Annotated in this window: 16 protein-coding genes; 8 read left to right on the top strand and 8 right to left on the bottom strand. The window is 68.4% G+C overall.

All coding sequences use genetic code 11. The annotated features are described in order from the left end of the window. Positions 1–183: 183 nt before the first annotated feature. Together ACFU5V_RS09850 and ACFU5V_RS09845 are read left to right on the top strand one after the other, a co-directional pair. Positions 184–1,641 carry an adenylate/guanylate cyclase domain-containing protein gene (locus ACFU5V_RS09850; protein ID WP_378432301.1) on the top strand — a complete coding sequence of 486 codons (1,458 nt, stop codon included), beginning with the start codon at positions 184–186 and terminating at the stop codon, positions 1,639–1,641. Positions 1,642–1,669: 28 nt separating this feature from the next. Then, positions 1,670–2,803 (top strand): YbhN family protein, encoded by a 1,134-nt coding sequence (locus tag ACFU5V_RS09845; protein WP_378432299.1) that lies wholly within the window; start codon positions 1,670–1,672, stop codon positions 2,801–2,803. Between the two features lie 21 nt (positions 2,804–2,824). Here the strand turns inward: ACFU5V_RS09845 and ACFU5V_RS09840 are convergent, their stop codons facing one another. Then, a complete protein-coding gene (locus ACFU5V_RS09840) occupies positions 2,825–3,676 on the bottom strand; it encodes an alpha/beta fold hydrolase (protein ID WP_378698749.1) in 852 nt (283 codons plus the stop codon). Positions 3,677–3,763: 87 nt separating this feature from the next. On the opposite strand from ACFU5V_RS09840, the gene ACFU5V_RS09835 reads away from it, so the two are divergent. The 3 genes from ACFU5V_RS09835 (at position 3,764) to ACFU5V_RS09825 (ending at position 6,347) form a co-directional block, all read left to right on the top strand. Next, positions 3,764–4,342 (top strand): TetR/AcrR family transcriptional regulator, encoded by a 579-nt coding sequence (locus tag ACFU5V_RS09835; RefSeq protein WP_378432295.1) that lies wholly within the window; start codon positions 3,764–3,766, stop codon positions 4,340–4,342. 94 nt (positions 4,343–4,436) lie between these two features. Beyond that, the gene (locus ACFU5V_RS09830; protein ID WP_378432293.1) at positions 4,437–4,814 is read left to right on the top strand and encodes a DUF3054 domain-containing protein; all 378 of its coding nucleotides are present in this window, start codon (positions 4,437–4,439) and stop codon (positions 4,812–4,814) included. A gap of 60 nt (positions 4,815–4,874) precedes the next feature. Beyond that, a complete protein-coding gene (locus ACFU5V_RS09825; RefSeq protein ID WP_378432291.1) occupies positions 4,875–6,347 on the top strand; it encodes a peptide MFS transporter in 1,473 nt (490 codons plus the stop codon). Between the two features lie 24 nt (positions 6,348–6,371). Here ACFU5V_RS09825 and ACFU5V_RS09820 read toward each other — a convergent pair whose 3' ends face one another. The 3 genes from ACFU5V_RS09820 to ACFU5V_RS09810 form a co-directional block, all read right to left on the bottom strand. Continuing rightward, complete coding sequence (locus tag ACFU5V_RS09820; protein WP_378432289.1) at positions 6,372–7,109, bottom strand: sulfite exporter TauE/SafE family protein; 738 nt, start codon at positions 7,107–7,109, stop codon at positions 6,372–6,374. Between the two features lie 77 nt (positions 7,110–7,186). Next, complete coding sequence (locus tag ACFU5V_RS09815; RefSeq protein WP_378699075.1) at positions 7,187–8,866, bottom strand: NTF2-like N-terminal transpeptidase domain-containing protein; 1,680 nt, start codon at positions 8,864–8,866, stop codon at positions 7,187–7,189. Between the two features lie 96 nt (positions 8,867–8,962). Beyond that, on the bottom strand, positions 8,963–10,771 hold the full coding sequence (locus ACFU5V_RS09810) for a penicillin-binding transpeptidase domain-containing protein (protein ID WP_378698747.1): 1,809 nt from the start codon (positions 10,769–10,771) through the stop codon (positions 8,963–8,965). 94 nt (positions 10,772–10,865) lie between these two features. Here ACFU5V_RS09810 and ACFU5V_RS09805 point away from each other — a divergent pair, with 94 nt between their 5' ends. Both ACFU5V_RS09805 and ACFU5V_RS09800 read left to right on the top strand, forming a co-directional pair. Further along, positions 10,866–11,432 (top strand): hypothetical protein, encoded by a 567-nt coding sequence (locus ACFU5V_RS09805; protein ID WP_378698745.1) that lies wholly within the window; start codon positions 10,866–10,868, stop codon positions 11,430–11,432. A gap of 141 nt (positions 11,433–11,573) precedes the next feature. Then, a complete protein-coding gene (locus ACFU5V_RS09800) occupies positions 11,574–13,172 on the top strand; it encodes an ABC-F family ATP-binding cassette domain-containing protein (RefSeq protein WP_378698743.1) in 1,599 nt (532 codons plus the stop codon). Positions 13,173–13,204: 32 nt separating this feature from the next. On the opposite strand, the gene ACFU5V_RS09795 is transcribed toward ACFU5V_RS09800, so the two are convergent. Further along, complete coding sequence (locus ACFU5V_RS09795; protein WP_206006576.1) at positions 13,205–13,675, bottom strand: nucleoside deaminase; 471 nt, start codon at positions 13,673–13,675, stop codon at positions 13,205–13,207. A 54-nt stretch (positions 13,676–13,729) separates the two neighbouring features. On the opposite strand from ACFU5V_RS09795, the gene ACFU5V_RS09790 reads away from it, so the two are divergent. Beyond that, positions 13,730–14,533 (top strand): alpha/beta fold hydrolase, encoded by an 804-nt coding sequence (locus ACFU5V_RS09790; RefSeq protein ID WP_378698741.1) that lies wholly within the window; start codon positions 13,730–13,732, stop codon positions 14,531–14,533. A gap of 3 nt (positions 14,534–14,536) precedes the next feature. On the opposite strand, the gene ACFU5V_RS09785 is transcribed toward ACFU5V_RS09790, so the two are convergent. The 3 genes from ACFU5V_RS09785 to ACFU5V_RS09775 form a co-directional block, all read right to left on the bottom strand. Then, entirely contained in the window at positions 14,537–14,914 is a 378-nt protein-coding gene (locus ACFU5V_RS09785) for a VOC family protein (protein ID WP_072947554.1), read from the bottom strand. A 69-nt stretch (positions 14,915–14,983) separates the two neighbouring features. Beyond that, positions 14,984–16,222 carry an acyl-CoA dehydrogenase family protein gene (locus ACFU5V_RS09780; RefSeq protein WP_378698739.1) on the bottom strand — a complete coding sequence of 413 codons (1,239 nt, stop codon included), beginning with the start codon at positions 16,220–16,222 and terminating at the stop codon, positions 14,984–14,986. A 74-nt stretch (positions 16,223–16,296) separates the two neighbouring features. Then, positions 16,297–17,022: an ABC transporter substrate-binding protein gene (locus ACFU5V_RS09775; RefSeq protein ID WP_378698737.1), complete on the bottom strand. Its 726-nt coding sequence runs from the start codon at positions 17,020–17,022 to the stop codon at positions 16,297–16,299. Positions 17,023–17,038 lie beyond the last annotated feature (16 nt).

Genomic DNA, 17,038 nt, shown 5'->3' with positions numbered 1-17,038 from the left:
GAGCGTATCGAGGTTCGGGCGGCGCCGGGTGCTTCGCGCGGGAAACACGTGCGCAGGGCACGCATATGCGCCGTTTTGGGGACGTGTCCTACGCCACCCGGTACACCCCCCGCTAAATTGAACGGCGTGCGGAAATCCTATAGAGCGATCGCGGCGACGGTCCGCAGCAGATGGCCGCTCTATATGGTTTCGATGCTCCTCGCCAATTTCATCGGCGCCATCCTCGTGTTCGCGTTCGTGCGGTACGGGGTGCCGATCCCCGAATCGGCGGCCATCATGGCCGACCGGGTGCGCAACGTCGCGATCTTCGGCGGCTATCTCGCGTTCGCCGCCGTGGTGAGTCTCACGGCCGCCGCGATGATGCTGCGGTCGGTCGTCCGCTGGCAGTTGCGGGGCGGTCCGCCGACGCGCAGCGAGCAGATGTCGGCGCTGCACGCGCCGCTGCGACAGGCGATCGTGCACCTGGTGCTGTGGATCCTCGGCGGCATCATCTTCGTGCTGCTCACCATCACCGAGATGCCGGAACTGGCGGTCGCGGTGATCGTCACCGTCTGCATGGCCGCGACCACCACGTTCGGCTTCACGTACATGCTCGGCGAACGCATCCTGCGTCCGGTGGCCGCCCGCGCGCTCAGCGAGGGCGAGTTCGACAGGACCATGGCCCCCGGCGTCGGTACCCGGATGGCGATGACGTGGGGCCTGGGAACGCTGATGCCCGTCATCGGCATCATCCTGCTGTGCGTGACGCAGATAACCACCGACCTCGTGTTCTCCCCGGACGCGCTCGCGTGGGCGATCATGCTGCTGTCGATCATCGCGATCGCGCAGGCGTTCGCGCTGTCGATGCTGACGGCCAGCCAGATCTCCGACCCGATCAAGCAGCTGCGGCGGGCCATCGAACGCGTCCAGCGCGGCGCCACCGACGTCCGGGTCGAGGTGTTCGACGGCAGCGAGGTCGGCCGGCTGCAGGTCGGGTTCAACCGCATGATGCGCGAGTCGGACGAGCGTCGGCTGCTGCGTGAACTGTTCGGCCAGCACGTCGGCGAGGACGTGGCGCGGCGGGCACTGCAGTTCGGCACCGAACTCGGCGGCGAGACGAGGTTCGTCGCGGTGCTGTTCGTCGACATGGTCGGCTCCACCGGCGCCGCCGCGGAGCGTCCCCCCGGCGAGGTCGTGAACCTACTCAACGAGTTCTTCCGCGTCGTCGTCGACGTCATCGACCGGCACCACGGCTTCGTCAACAAGTTCATGGGTGACGCGGCGCTCGCGATCTTCGGCGCCCCACTCGACCGCCCCGACGCACCGACGGCGGCGCTGGCCGCGGCCCGGGAGTTGCGGTTCGCGTTGAACGAGATCACCGGCCTCGACGTCGGCATCGGCGTCTCCGCGGGCCTCGCCGTCGCCGGCAACATCGGCGCCGCCGAACGCTTCGAGTACACGGTGATCGGAGACCCCGTCAACGAGGCGTCGCGGCTCACCGAACTCGCCAAGCTGCACCCCAGCCGCGTGCTCGCGTCGACGAGTGCCCTGTACTTCGCGGACGACGACGAGCAGGCGCACTGGGAACTCGGCGAACAGGTCCAGCTGCGGGGCCGTCGCCGCAACACCCATCTGGCTTGGCCGGAGGACTATCCGGAGTAATCCGCTACCCGTTGGTTACGCTGGCCAGGTGGCACAGCCTCGATCCGACCCGCCCACTGCCGAGCCTCCTCGGCAGCGAAGCCGATACTGGTGGATCAAATGGCTACTCGGCGCCGGCCTCCTGGCCCTGCTGACCGTCGAGGGAATCTATCTGTGGCCCACACTCAGCGATTCGTGGAAAGCGCTCACCGAGATTCACTGGGGGTGGGTCGCCGCCTGCATTGCAGCCCAGGCCGTGTCCCTGAGCGGGTATGGAGCGGTCCAGCAGCGGTTGCTGCAGGCGGGCGGAGTCGTCGTCAGCCAGCTCAAGTCGGTGTCGGTGATCTACGCGAGCACCGCGATGGCCGTGAGCCTGCCCGCCGGTCAGGTGTTCTCCACCGCCTTCACCTACAAGCAGACCCGCAAGTGGGGGGCCACCCCCATCGTGGCGTCGTGGCAGCTGGCGATCTCGGGCGTGATCGCCGCGGGAAGCCTCGCGCTTCTCGGCGCCGCGGGCGCATTTGCGGTGGGCACCAAGGTGAGTCCGGTCACTCTGGTGCTGTCGCTGGTGGCCGCGTTCGGGTTGTTCTACGCACTGCGATACATCTCACGTAACCCCGACTCGATCGAATCGATCGGGCTGTGGGCGCTCGCCCGGTACAACAAGTTCCGCAAGAATCCGCCCGAAGCCGGCGCCGAGCGGTGGCGGGAGATCCTGAGCCAGCTCGATTCGGTCGAGCTGAGGCGCAAGGATTCGATCATCACGTTCGGGTGGTCGGCGGTGCACCGGCTCGCCGATGTCGCGTGCCTCGGTTTCGCGTGCTGGGCGGTGGGCGCGGAACCGTCGTTCGCGGGTCTGCTGATCGCGTTCGCCGCGGCCAAGGCGGTGGGCAGCATTCCCCTCGCGCCGGGCGGGCTGGGGTTCGTCGACGGCACCCTGATCGCCACACTGACCGCGGCCGGGGCGACCGCGTCGCAGGCGCTCGCGGCCGTGTTCGTCTATCGCGTCGTGAGCTACATCCTCGTCGCACTGGTCGGCTGGGTGGTGTTCCTCATCCTGTTCCGCCACAACCAGCACGAGGACCTGGAGATGGACCTCGAATTCGAGCGCCGTGAGCAGTCGACCCCGAGCACCAACCACACGCAGCACACCACGGACTCCGAGCCCGACTCCCAGCCGTGAGTACTTGTTAACGTCCGGCGGTTAGGAAGTACTCACGGGTGGCGAAGCCGCAAACTCCCGGATCGCCTCCGCCACCACGTCCGGGCGGTCCTCGGGCATCAACGTGTAGCTGTCCTCGACCTCTCGCAGTCGGGCGTTCGGGTACAGCTCGGCGAGTCGCCGACCGTGGTCGCGGGGCATCACCTTGTCCTCGATCGCCCACAGCACGAGGACCGGCCGGTCGAAGTTCCGGTTCGCCTCCGCCCATTCGCGCAGTGTCGACTTGGACGGAAGCGACGTCGTGTACTTGCGCAGGTCCCGCCGCACCCGGCGGTCGGTGGTCGCGGGGCGGAACCAGCCGTCCATCACCGGTTTCGGCACGGGCCGCTTGCTCATCCACCCCCACGCCGCGGGAGCCCGGCGCATCGCCCGGAATCGGAGCGCGTGCATGGTCAGGGCGAGGCCGCCGGGGACCGCCACCGCGAGACCGATCGCGCGACCGGGTATTCCCGGCGGATAGTTGTCGAACGCCTCGCACGGCGTGAGGACGAGGGCCCCGACGCGGCTGGTGTCGCCGAGTGCGATCAGCACCTGCGCGCCGCCCCAGTCGTTCTGCACGAGCGTGACGTCGGCCAGGTCGAGTTTCTCCAGGAACTCGCCGATGAGCAGTCCGAGCCCGCGTAGCGAGAGGTCGGCGTCGGCGCGCATCGGGATGCGGTGCGCGCCGAGCGGGAGGGTGGGGAGAATGCAGCGGAAGTCCGGGACGAGGCGCTCCACGACGTGCCGCCACACGGTGCCGTCGATGGTCAGGCCGGAGATGAACACGAGGACGGGGCCGTCGCCGCCGGTGTCGTCGTACTCGACGGTGCCTGCGGAGAGTTCGATCTTTTTCATGGCGCTCACTCCATTTGATAGATCGTTCTACTGAGACTCAGGTTACGATGGGGTGCGCACCGAGCGCAACGGTCGGAGGCAGAAAAAGTGAACGACACCAAGGCCCGGATCCTCGGCACCAGCAGCGACCTCTTCCGTCGCAACGGCTACACCGGGACCGGACTCAAGCAGGTCGCGGCGGAGGCCCGCGCGCCGTTCGGGTCGATCTACCACTTCTTCCCGGGCGGAAAGCAGCAGCTCGGCGAGGAGGTCATCCGCACGTCGGGCGAGGAGTACGCGCGGCTGGTGTTCTCCATCCTCGACGCCCATCCCGACATCCTCGAGGGGATCGAGGTCGGGTTCCGGCTGGCCGGCGAGACCCTGGTGGCCACCGATTACGCGGACGCCTGCCCCATCGCCACGGTCGCGCTCGAGGTCGCGAGCACCAACGAGGTGCTCCGCGTCGCCACGGCGGATGTGTTCACGAGTTGGATCGACTCCGGCAGCGCCCTGTTGCGGGCGCGCGGGTTCGGCGAGGCCGATGCGAGGCGTCTGATCCTGGGGTTCGTGACCAGCCTCGAGGGGGCGTTCGTCCTCGCCCGCGCGCTCCGCAGCACCGAACCGCTCGACGCGGCCGGGGCCACCGTGCTCGCCGCCGCGCGCGCCTGCCTCCCCCCACGTGAGTGAGAAAGCGTCCCCGGACACGCTTTGCCGCTCACGTGCGGGGTGGGTGAACCGATCGGGCGGAACGCCGCGTCGACGCCACCTCTAGGCTGGCCGTGTGAAGAAGTACCTCCCCGCGCTCGCCCTGGATGTCGTCCTCGTCATCGTGTTCTGCGCGATCGGCCGCCAGAGCCACGACGAAACCAACGCCCTGACAGGCCTGGCGACCACGGCCTGGCCGTTCCTGTCCGGTCTGGCGGTCGGCTGGCTCGCGACCGTCGCGCTATACCGCGACAAGTTCGACGCGTTCCTCATCGTCCCGACGGGCATCGTGGTGTGGTTGTCGACGCTCGTGGTGGGCATGCTGTTGCGCATCGTGAGCGGCCGAGGCGCCGAGATGCCATTCCCGTTGATAGCCGCTCTGAGCTTGGCCCTGTTCCTCCTCGGCTGGCGTGCCCTCGCGAAGATCGTGACGAAGGCGCGCGCCACCACCTGATCGCGGGCGAATCCACCCCGACGGCACCCGAACTTCCGCTCGAGGTGAGACAGTTTTCCCATGAGTGACACCATCGATCCGGCCCGGGACGAGCGGCGGTCCGACCGCGGTTTCTTCGGCCAGCCGTTCGCCCTCGCGAACCTGTTCGGCGTCGAGATGTGGGAGCGATTCTCCTTCTACGGGATGCAGGGCATCCTGATCTATTACCTCTACTATTCGGCCGCCGACGGCGGTCTCGGAATCGCCGAATCGTCCGCTACCAGTATCGTCGGCGCCTACGGCGGCACGGTGTACCTGTCCACCATCCTGGGAGCGTGGGTCGCGGACCGTCTCCTCGGCTCCGAACGCACCCTGTTCTACAGCGCCATCCTCGTCATGCTCGGCCACATCGCCCTGGCGGTGTTCCCGGGACTGTGGGGTGTGGGCATCGGCCTGGTCTGTGTCGCGTTCGGCAGCGGTGGGCTCAAGGCCAACGCCACGTCCCTGGTCGGCGATCTGTACGACGAGCAGGACGAGCGCCGCGACGCCGGGTTCTCCATCTTCTACATGGGTATCAACCTGGGTGCCCTGGTCGGCCCGCTGCTGACGGGCTGGGCGCAGGACGCCATCGGGTTCCATGCCGGCTTCGCGCTGGCCGCGATCGGTATGGCGCTCGGACTGATCCAGTACACGCTCGGCCGCAAGCACCTCCGGGGTGTCGGCGCCGAGCCGACCAACCCGCTCCCCCACGACCAGCGCACCAAGTGGATCGCGATCGGCGCCGGCGCGGTGATCGTGATCGCCGCCCTGTCACTCACCGGAGTGATCACCGCTGCCAACATGTCGGACATCGTCGTCGGTCTCACCATCGTCGCGGCGATCGGCTATTTCGCGGTCATGCTGACGAGTCGCCGCATCACGGCCGTCGAGCGCAGCCGCGTCTACGCGTTCATTCCGATGTTCATCGCCAGCGCCGTGTTCTGGTCGCTGTTCCAGCAGCAGTTCACCACCGTCGCCGTGTACTCGGACAAGCGACTCGACCGCAACCTGTTCGGCTGGGACTTCCCGCCGTCGTGGGTGCAGTCCATCAACCCGGTCTTCATCATCATCTTCGCGGGTGTGTTCGCGGCCGCGTGGACGAAACTCGGCCCCCGTCAGCCGTCGTCGCCGATCAAGTTCGCGGCGGGCACCATCATCATGGGTCTGGCGTTCCTGGCGTTCATCCCGATGTCGGGTGGCGGCGCGAACAGCGCACCGCTGCTGGGCCTGGCCGGCATTCTCCTGCTGTTCACGTTCGCGGAACTGCTGCTGTCGCCGGTGGGCCTGTCGCTGTCGACCAAGCTGGCGCCCGAGGCGTTCCACACGCAGATGGTGGCGTTGTTCTTCCTGTCCGTCGCGCTGGGCACGGCGATGGCGGGCACCCTGGCCAAGTACTACGACGAGAACAACGAGGTCCCGTACTTCACCGCGGTCGGGCTCGGCTCGATCGCCGTGGGTGTGCTGCTCGCCATCGGGGCGCCGTGGATCAAGCGTCTGATGAAGGGCGTGCACTGAGATCTTCTGCGCGGAGAAGCCGTCTCAGCGCAGCCACAGCCACACGGCCAAGCCGAATCCCGCCATCGCGATGACGACGCGGAGGACGGACGGCGGTATCCGCCTGACCACGGGCGGACCGCACCAGCCACCGGCCAGGGCGCCGATCGCCATCGCGGCGGCGGCGCCCCAGTGGACGGGGCCGAAGGCCGCGAACCCGATCGCAGCGACCAGGTTCGCGACGCCGAGGAGAAAGCTCTTCAGAATGGTGGCGCGCCAGATCGTCTCCGACGTGAGGATCAGGGCGATGGCCAGGAAGATGACGCCGGCGCCCGCACCGAAGTACCCGCCGTAGATGGCGACGACGAACAGTGACACCGAATAGGTGCGGGGCATGTCCCGTTCGCCCGCCAGCGCGCGTAGCCGGGGTTGCAGCAGTAGCGCCAGCGCGGCGAACGCGACCATGAACGGGACGATCGCCTCGAACGACCCTGCGGGCGCCAGCAGCAGGATGCCCGCTCCGACCAGGCCGCCCGCAGCCGAGTACAGCGCCCACCGCCACAGCTTGGGACCGGTGTCGGCGACCTCCCGCGTCGAGTTGGACAGTGCGCCGACGCCGACTGCCACCATCGCGACCGTGTTGGTGACGTTGGCGGTCACGGGCGGCAGACCGACGGCGAGGAGTGCGGGATACGACACGATGGACGCCAGGCCGGTGACGAACCCGACCAGTCCCGCGAAGAACCCCGCTACGACGAGAAGACCGATATCAAGCAGGGACACAAGGTAGAAACTTACCCTTGCTCACTTACTCCCTCTGCGCGGACGGTCCGCCCTCAGCGCGGACGGTCCCCGCCTTGTCAGTTCGCCGGCTTCGCCATCTCACGGAAGAGCATGTCGGTCATCTTCACCGCGCGGTCGCCACCGTCGGCGTCGGCGACGAAGACCGCAAAAGCCAGGTCGCCGCGTGAGCCGTAGAACCAGCGGTCGTCGCCGCTCGCACCGTTCATGCCCATGAGGTCCGGGTAGCCGTTGAGGTACGACGCCCCGCCCCGCACCACGTTGTCGCGCATCATGCCCCGCAACTGGTCGTTGACGTTCGCAGGAAGCGGCTGAGCGGCCACGTCGGTGGTGCCCGGCTGCCCCTGGACGATCATCGGCGCGGGCGCGCTGCCCCGTGCGATCGACGCGGCCAGCATGGCCATCCCGAACGGCGTGACGGCGGGCAGGTCGCTGTCCTTGCGGTTCATCACCTGGTTCATGCCCGACTGGTCGGCGGTGAAGACTGCGGTCTGATGGTCGAGGCCGGGGATCTTGTAGTTCATGCCGAGCCCGAGCTGATTGCCCGCTTTCTCGATGTCCTCGATCGACAGCGAGGACGGGTCGACGCCCTTCTGCAGTCCGGCGGCCTTCTTCACCAGGTCGAGGTTCGATCCGGCGTTGTAGAGACCTTGGAACGCGATGGGCCCCTGCTCCATCGCCTGGTTGTTCTGCGCGGCGGCCAGCACGGCGCCGGAGGACGGCTGGATCGCGACGATCGCCGCGGGGGTTCCGACGCTGACGACGGCTTCCTCTGCTGCCAGCTGCAGGTGGGAGTCCACCGTCGCGACGATGTCCGGTCCGGGCGGGCCCTGGAAACCGGCCTGCGGAATGAGCGTGCCGTCGGGGTCGACGAGGTGGACGGCCCAGCCGGCCGTCGCGTCCCGGTTCGCCTGCCACACCTTGCGCAGCGGATCCAGCAGCGGCGTCGTGATGCGCCGATCCGACGTGATGAGTTTCGGCGTCTTGATGGTGATCACACCGGGGATCGCGAGATCCTCCTCGAGGAATTGCCAGTCCTGGTCGCGCAACAGCACGGCGGTGACCTGCTGGCCGGGTTTGTCAGCCATCTCCGCCATCATCGAGTCGGCCGTCACGAGGGGAGCCACCGGCTCGAGGACCTCCGCCAGCCGCCGGGTGGTCGCGACCGGGTCGGGCATCGTCGCGGGATCGAGGGTGACCGAGTTGATGGTCTGCTCGTTCATGAGCAACCCGCCGAGTGCGTCGAAGACCCGCGGCGGCGCGGCGTCCGTCCGGTCGTAGCGGACCACCCGACCGTTGCCCAGGTCGGGCGCGAGGATCGACGGATCCCAGGAGATGCGCCAGCCGACGGACAGGTTCCGCACACCGCCCTGAACCTGGTAGCTCCAGTCCTTGCCCTCACCGAAATGCCAAGCGGCACCGACGGTGAAGAAGCCGGAATCCGAGCCGAGATCCATGAACTGGGTCACGTCGAACGTGGCGTCCTCGGGATGGAGGCCGTCGAACATCTGCTGAATCGCCGTCTCCGCGGCGTTGGGATAGGAGGTCTGCGCTGCAGCGGCAGCGGCATCGCCCTCGTTGAGTGCGTTGACGAAATCGTCGACGACCGACTGCGCGGTCGCTTCCTCTTTCGAGAGCACGCACGACGCCAGAATTACCGCCAGAACGACAGCCGACGTCAGGGCGATCACGTATCGGTTACGGCGGCCAAGCGATCGTCCATTCCCCATGTCCACCATCTTGCTTTCAGTCACATGCGTAACAAGCACCATTTGCCTACGAAGGAGTTACGGTTGAGCCACAACTTATCCCCGAACAGCAACGCGTGAACGGGTTTATCGAAGAAAACGCCCCGCAGCCTGCACAGCAGGGGCCGAACTGTCACCTGTTGCAATAAAGACGGCAAATGCTAGGTCGTCCTTGATTCCGACGAACCAGCCGTGAGCGGGACCACTGCCGGACTCGGCGGTGCCCGTTTTGCCGAGAAGTCCCGGAATGTCCTGCAGCGCAGTAGCGGTACCTCCCGTCACAGTTTCGCGCATCATCGTCCGGAGGTCGGCGGTGACGTTCGCAGGCACGGCGGGCGCCGTCTTGTCGGCGGTGCCGGGCTGTCCCTGCACGATCGTCGGCGCCGGCGTCGAACCGTCCGCGATCGATGCGGCCACCATAGCCATCCCGAACGGCGACGCAGTCACCTGCCCCTGCCCGATACCGGACTCGACCCGGGCGGCGGGACTGTCGGCGATGGGCACGTTGCCGGTGACGGTGGTCAGTCCGGGCGTGACGTAGTCGACGCCGAGCCCGAACTGCAGCGCGGCCTTCTGCAGGGCGTCGGGCGGCAACCCGACCGCGAGCCGTCCCATGGTGGTGTTGCAGGACCTGGCGAACGCGGTGTGCAACGGGACCGCGCCGAGGTCGAATTCGTCGTCGTTGGGGATCTGCCTGCCCTCGATGTTCTCGGTGCCGGGGCAGGGCAGGACGGTGTCCGGGGTGGCGGCGCCGGCCTGCAGGGCGGCGGACGTCGTCACCGTCTTGAACGTGGATCCCGGCGGGTAGAGGCCGGTGAGCGCGATCGGGCCGAGCGCGTCGGCGGGGGCGTTCTGCGCGACCGCGAGGACCTCCCCCGTGGAGGGTCGCAGGGCGACGATCGCGGCCTGCTGCGGCACGTCGGCGAGCGCCCGCTCGGCGGCCATCTGCATCGGGAGGTCGAGGGTCGTCGCGATGTCGGGGGCGTCGGGGCCCTGTTCACCGGCGACGGTCTTCGCCGAACCGTCCTGACCGACCAGTTGCACCGCCCAGCCTGCGGACGCGTCCTGCCCTTGCTGCCACAGGTCGCCGAGCCCCGCCAGGGTGGGCGAGGCCAGCGCCTTGTCCGTGCTGAGCAGCCGGGTCTGCGGGGCGAGCGTGACTCCGGCGAGTTGCCGCAACTGCGGTTCGATCGGCGCCAGGTCCTCGGCCCGCAGCGAGATGGCCGTGACCGGCTTGCCCTGGGCGCCTGCCAGATCCTGCTGGAGCGTGGCCGCGGTGATGGTCGGCGCGATGGGCGACAGCAACGACGCGACCGCCGCGGTGTCGGCGCCCTGGTCGAGGTTGACCAGCGTGACGACCTGTTGCTCGAGGATCGGGGTGCCACCGGCGGCGAGGACCTTCGGCGGTGTGCCCGTCGTGGTGGTGTATCGGACGGCGGTGTCGTCGGTGAGTCCGGGTGCGAGCACGGCCGGGTCCCAGACGATCTTCCAGTCGTCGCCGTCCTTGGTGGCGTTGCCGGTGGTGCTGTACTTCCATTCCTGCCCCGGGGCGAACGGCCAGGTCACGTCCATCGTGAACGTTCCGCCGTCGTCGCCCGACTCCTGCACGTCGGTGCGGGTGTACGTGCCGTCCTGGTTTCCGAGCCCGTCGTACATGGCCGTGATCGCGGCGGTGGCGGCGGCCGGGTCGGTGGTGAGCGCGGCGGCAGCCTGCACGTCGTCGCTGTTCAGGGCTTCGGCGAACTGCTGTGACACGGTGTCGGGCTGGTCCGGTCCGAAGAGTCCGCAGGCGGAGAGCACCGTCGCGAGGACGGCGATCCCGGCGGTCGCCTTCCGGGTAGGGGTGGGACGGATGGGGCTGTGACGAACGGTTGAGGTGCGCACGGACTCGATCATGCCTGACGTGGTGGCGCGCTTCGAATAATGGGTGTAATCATGTAATCAGTGCTGCATCACGGTGATCGTGGCACCCGGCTCCCAGGAGGACGCCATGAGAAACCCACAAGGTCCGGGCCCCCGCCGCTTCGGCCGCCCCGGTGGATGGCAGCAGGCGGACGTCCCCGACGCGAGCGACGCGGCCGAGTGGTTCGCCGGCCGCCTCCCCGACGACTGGTTCACCGGCCCCGCGACCGTCGAGGTCGACCGGGAGGAGATCGTGGTGGTCGGCGAGTTGCCGCCCGTCGAGTCCGCCGAGTCCGGTTCCGACGCCGCGATCGACGGGCGTATCTCGCGATTCCGCGAAACGACCCGGGCCGATCGGATGCGCATCGCGGACGAGGCCGAGCGTCGCTACGGGCGCAAGGTCGCGTGGGGCGTCAGCCTCGACGACCACAAGACGCTGTTCACCCACCTCGCGGTTCCGGTGATGACCCGCCTCCGCCAACCCGAACGCAAGGTCCTCGACACGCTCGTCGACGCCGGCGTGGCGCGGTCGCGGTCGGACGCGCTGATGTGGACGGTGCGTCTGGCAGGCCAGCACAGCGAACAGTGGCTGGCCGAACTGCGCGAGGCCATGGCGAAGGTGGACGAACTCAGGGCCGACGGCCCCCAGATTTAATTCGATTGCGCGGGCATCGGCGGCGTCCTATCGTGAACGTCACCGATGCGCACCGGGCGCGTCAGACAGAGGGGAACGGTCCATTGCTCCTGACGAGGTAGTCACGCGAGTCTTCATCCGCACACACCTCGGGAGTACCCCATGGCCCAGTCATATCTGTCCCTGTCCGACCTCACGTTCACCTGGCCGGACGGCGAGCCTGTCTTCGACGGCCTCGACGCCGTCTTCGGCCCCGGTCGCACCGGCCTGGTCGGTCTCAACGGCTCCGGAAAATCGACGCTGCTCCGGCTGATCGCCGGGCGCCTGCGCCCCGACCGCGGGTCGGTGACGGCGCAGGGCGAGGTGGCGTACCTGCCGCAGGACATCACGCTCGACCCCACGCTGAAGATCGACCGGATCCTGGGCATCGACGATCTTCGGGCGGCGTTGCACCGCATCGAGTCCGGCGAGGGCACGCCCGAGGATTTCGATGCGGCGACCGGCCGCTGGGACATCGAGGAGCGGGCCGTGTCGACCCTGCACCGGCTCGGTCTCGAGCGGGTGCTCGGCAGCACGTCCGACCTCGACCGCACCGTCGGCACCCTGTCGGGCGGTGAGACCGTGCTACTCGGTCTCACCGCGCAACTACTGAGGGAGCCGGAGGTGCTGCTCCTCGACGAGCCCACCAACAACCTCGACGGCGCGTCCCGCAGCAAGCTCTACGAGGTGGTGCAACAGTTTCCGGGCACGCTGCTGGTGGTCAGCCACGATCGCGCCCTGCTCGACCTCATGACGTCCGTCGCGGAACTGCGCGGCGGCGAGATCCGCATGTTCGGCGGCAACTTCAGCGCCTACCGGGAGATCGTCGAGGCGGAGCAGGAGGCCGCCCGGGCCGCGGTGCGCGACGCCCGCAGCGACGTGCAGAAGCAGAAGCGGGAACTCGTCGAGGCACGCATCAAGATCGACCGGCGTAAGCGGTACGGGCAGAAGATGTTCGAGAACAAGCGCGAGCCGAAGATCGTGATGGGGCTGAGGAAGCGGCAGGCGCAGGAGTCAGCGGGAAAGCTGCGGAACAATCACATCGCGAAGGTCGACGAGGCGCGGGAGTCGTTGACGGAAGCGGAGAGTGCCCTGCGGGACGACCGCGAGGTGCGCATCGACCTGCCCGCCACGGAGGTGTACTCGGGTCAGGAGGTGGTCTCCGTCCGGGACCTGAGCCTGCGCACCGGCCAGCGGGTGACGCTGGACGTGGTCGGCCCCGAGCGGATCGCCCTCGTCGGGCGCAACGGCGTCGGGAAGACGACCCTGCTCGACGCCGTCGTGGCTGCGGGACCGCGGGTTCCGTTCAAGGCCCTGCCGCAGCGGCTCGACGTGTTCGACGAGTCGCTGACGGTCGCCGAGAACGTGGCCGCGGCGGCGCCGCACGCGTCGCAGGAGCAGATCCGCGCCCAGCTGGCCCGGTTCCTGTTCCGGGGCAACGATTCCGATGTTCTCGCGTCGGCGTTGTCGGGCGGGGAACGGTTGCGGGCCGCCCTCGCGACCATCCTGCTGGCCGAGCCCGCCCCGCGTCTGCTGCTGATGGACGAGCCGACGAACAACCTCGACCTGCCGAGCCTCGCACACCTCACGCAGGCGCTGCGCAGCTACCGCGGTGCGCTGATCGTGGTCAGCCACGACCGGCAGTTCCTCCACGACATCGGTGTCACCCGGTGGCTGGAAATGACCGGAGAGGGCCTCCGGCCATGCGCGCCTTTCCGGTAGTCCCGGCTACCGGAAAGGCGCACGGGCGAAGCCTATTCGGCCACGCCGATGTCTTCGTGCCACAGTGCGGGCCTGCTCTCGATGAATTCGGCCATGAGGTCGATGCAGTGCTGATCGCGCAGGACGGTCACGTCGACGCCGTTCTCGCGGAGCCATTCGTGGCCGCCGGTGAACGTGACGCTCTCCCCCACGACGATCGCGCCGATGTTGAACTGCCGGACCAGTCCGCTGCAGTACCAGCACGGCGACAGGGTGGTCACCATGATCGTCGAGCGGTAGTCGCGCTGGCGTCCGGCGGCGCGGAACGCGTCCGTCTCGCCGTGGACGGACGGGTCGCCGTGCTGGACCCGCCGGTTGCGGCCGCGGCCCAGCAGGGTTCCGTCGGCGGCGAACAGCGCGGCCCCGATCGGGATTCCGCCTTCCCGTTTGCCGAGTTCCGCCTCGGCGATCGCGACGGCCAGCAGTTCCTCGGGGTCGAGCGCGGGGTTCGGGGGAATCGGCATGCCACCAGTATCGCCCCCGGCCCGTGCGCCCGAGTGCCGTCCGCGAAGCACGTGATGCAGACTGGGCGGGTGCAGCACGCTACCAATCCCGTCGACGGCGTCCGGATCGCGTACCGGACCGTCGGCGAGGGCGAGCCCCTGGTTCTTCTTCACGGCACGGCCCTGTCCCACGCGATCTGGCGCGGTTTCGGTTACGTCGCCGCGCTGCGTGATCGGTACCGGCTGATCCTGGTCGATCTGCGGGGCCACGGGCGCAGCGACAAGCCGCACGACGAGGACGCGTACGCGATGGATCTGCTCCGCGGCGACGTCCTGGCGGTCCTCGACCACCTGGCCCTTCCCAGCGCGCACGTGCTGGGGTATTCGCTCGGCGGCCGGGTCGCGCTGGCGTTGGCGGTCGGCGCGCCCGAACGTCTGGAGAGCCTGATCGTCGGCGGTGGCAGCAGCCTCCCGCAGGCCGGCGCGTTCGACCGGCTGTTCTTCCCCGGCTGCATCGACGTCCTCGAACGGGACGGCATGGAGGCGTTCCTGGGGCAGTGGAATGCCCGGCGCGCGTGGCCGATCGACGCCGGGACGCGGGCCGCGTTCCTGGCGAACGACGCGAAGGCGCTCGCCGCGTACATGCGTCGTTCCGGTGCGGAGCCGGGAGTGGACGACGACGTCCTGCGCCGGATCGCCGTCCCCACCCTGCTGTTCGCCGGTTCGAACGATGCCGAGCGGATCGGCGACACCCGGCGGGTGGCGGCGCTGATTCCCGGTGCGTCGCTGACGATCCTGCCCGGTTTCGACCATTCGACGGCGGTGGCCGCGAGCACCGAGGTGCTCGCGACCGTGGAGCCGTTCCTCGCGGCGGTGTGACCGCTACACCCATTCGACCAGTTGGATGATCACCCCGTTCGGGTCACTCATCTGGAAGTAGCGTTCGCCCCACGGCTCGGTTTCGATGGGCGTCACGATCGGGACGCCCTCCGCCTGCAGCCGCTCGTATTCGCCGTCGATGCCGTCGACGACGAGTGCGATCAGCAGCCCCTGGCCGGCGTCACCGGCGATCCGCGCGGGTTTGAACGTCTCCAGTCCGGTCTTCAGGAAGACCAGATTGAAGCCGACGTCCGCACGCTTCAGCGACACGAAGCCCTCGGCGGCCATCTCCTCGACGAAGCCCAGGTGGGACTTGGCGAATTCGGCCGACGCGACGGGGTCTGCGACGTTCAGCGACAGTGCGCTCGCGGTGACCTTCACGGTGGTGTCCTTTCGTTGACGACACCCCCCTAACGTACGCCGTACGACATTTGTTCCCGGGGCCGGACCTCACATCGCCAGCAGGCCCTTCGCGATGTGCGTCACCTGGATCTCGTTGCTGCCGGCGTAGATCATCAGCGACTTCGCATCGCGCGCGAGTTGCTCGACCCGGTACTCGGCCATGTACCCGTTGCCGCCGAACAACTGCACCGCCTCCATCGCCACCTCGGTGGCGGCCCGCGAGGAGTAGAGTTTCATCGCCGACGCCTCCGCGAGGCTCACCCGATCCCCCGCCGCGGTGCGCTCGATGGCGTTGAAGACCATGTTCTGCACGTTGATGCGCGCGATCTCCATCTCGGCGAGCTTGAGCTGGACGAGCTGGAACTGGGCGATCTCCTTGCCCCACAGCTTGCGGGACCTGGCGTAGTCGACGCAGAGCCGGTGACACTCGTTGATGATGCCGAGCGACAGCGACGCGATGCCGATCCGTTCGGCCGCGAAGTTCTCCTTCGCGCTGGACTTGCCGTCCGACGTGCCGCCGTCCTCCGTCTCGCCGAGCAGACGGTCACGGGTGACGCGCACGTTGTCGAAGAACAGTTCCCCGGTGGGCGAGGAGTTCATGCCCATCTTCTTGAACGGCGCACCCTGGGTGAGCCCGTCCATGCCCGCGTCGAGGACGAAGGCGAGCACCTTCCGGTCGCGGCGGTCGACGGACGAGTCCCCCTCGTCGAGTTTCGCGTACACGACGATGACGTCGGCGTAGGGACCGTTGGTGATGAACGTCTTCTGCCCGTTGAGAATGTAGTCGTCGCCGTCGCGGCGCACGTAGGACTTCATGCCGCCGAACGCGTCCGAGCCGGAGTCGGGCTCGGTGATCGCCCACGCCCCGACCTTCTCGAACGTGACCAGGCCGGGCAGCCAGCGCTCCTTCTGCGCCAGCGTCCCGCGACTGCGGATGGTGCCCGCCGCCAGCCCGAGGCTCACCCCGAGCGAGGCGACGAGCCCGAGGCTGACGCCTGCCAGTTCGGCGTTCATGATGACGCCCATGCTGCCCGCACCGCCGAGACCGCCGGATTTCTCCTCCTTCGCGCCGGACGCGGCGTCGCCACTGCGTTCGCGGTCCAGGGATTTCGTGAGCGCCTCCCGGGCCATCTCGTCCAGACCGAAGGTGGCGAAGAGTTTGCGGATGATGTCGAACGGAGGCAGCTCGCCGGTCTCCAGCTTGTCGACGTGCGGTCGAATCTCCTTGTCGATGAAGCCGCGGATCGCGTCGCGGAACATCAGGTCGGTATCTGACCACTCATACATGCCGGGCACTCCAGTCGCCGAGAGACAAAAGGTTTGCCGCAAATATAGAACACGTTCCTATTCTTGGACAGGTGTCATGCCGAGCCACCGTCCGTGCCACTGATCCCGAGCCACTCCGACCGCAGCCGGTCGAGGGTGCCGTCCGCGGCCAGGGCGCGCTGCGCCGACTCGATGGCCTCGCGCAGTGCGTGATCACCCGTGCGGACCGCGACGGCGATCTCCTCGCGGGAGATTCCCCGTTCGACCACCTCCACGCGCGGGCGGTCCCGGACCAGCCAGGTGAGGACCGGCGCGAGTTTCATGACGGCGTCGCACCCGCCCGAGGACAGGTCGTCGAGGGCCTGTCCGATCCGGTCGTACGCGTACACCCGGATCGCGGCCGCGCGGCCCTCCGCGACCAGGCGCTCCACGATCGGCTGACTGGTGTTGCCGTGCTGGACACCGACGGTCAGGCCGCGCAGGTCGTCGACCCCGCGCACGCCCGGATGCCGGGACGTGTCGACGGCCAGGGACTGGCCCGACACGAGGTACGGGGCGCAGAAATCGGCGCGCTCCCGCCGCTCCGGCGTCACGGTGGTTCCCGAGGCGATGCAATCGAATTCGCCGTCTTTCAGCGCATCGAAGATGCCGTTGAAATCGGTGCCTCGGTACGGGACGAGCGACCAGCCGAGGCCGAGTTCCCGCGCGAGCGCCCGGGTGAACTCGACGTCGAAACCCGCAGGTGCCTCCCCGTCCCGGAACTCGAACGGCGGGTCGGGCAGGGCCGACCCCACCCGCAGTACCTTCGCTGCCGCCGTCATGTCGCCCCTCTCCACC

It is taken from the genome of Rhodococcus sp. NPDC057529 (assembly GCF_042802055.1).
GTDB lineage: Bacteria > Actinomycetota > Actinomycetes > Mycobacteriales > Mycobacteriaceae > Rhodococcus_F.
Note: the sequence above shows the minus strand (reverse complement) of the source record. Positions and strands in the feature narration are given on the sequence as shown.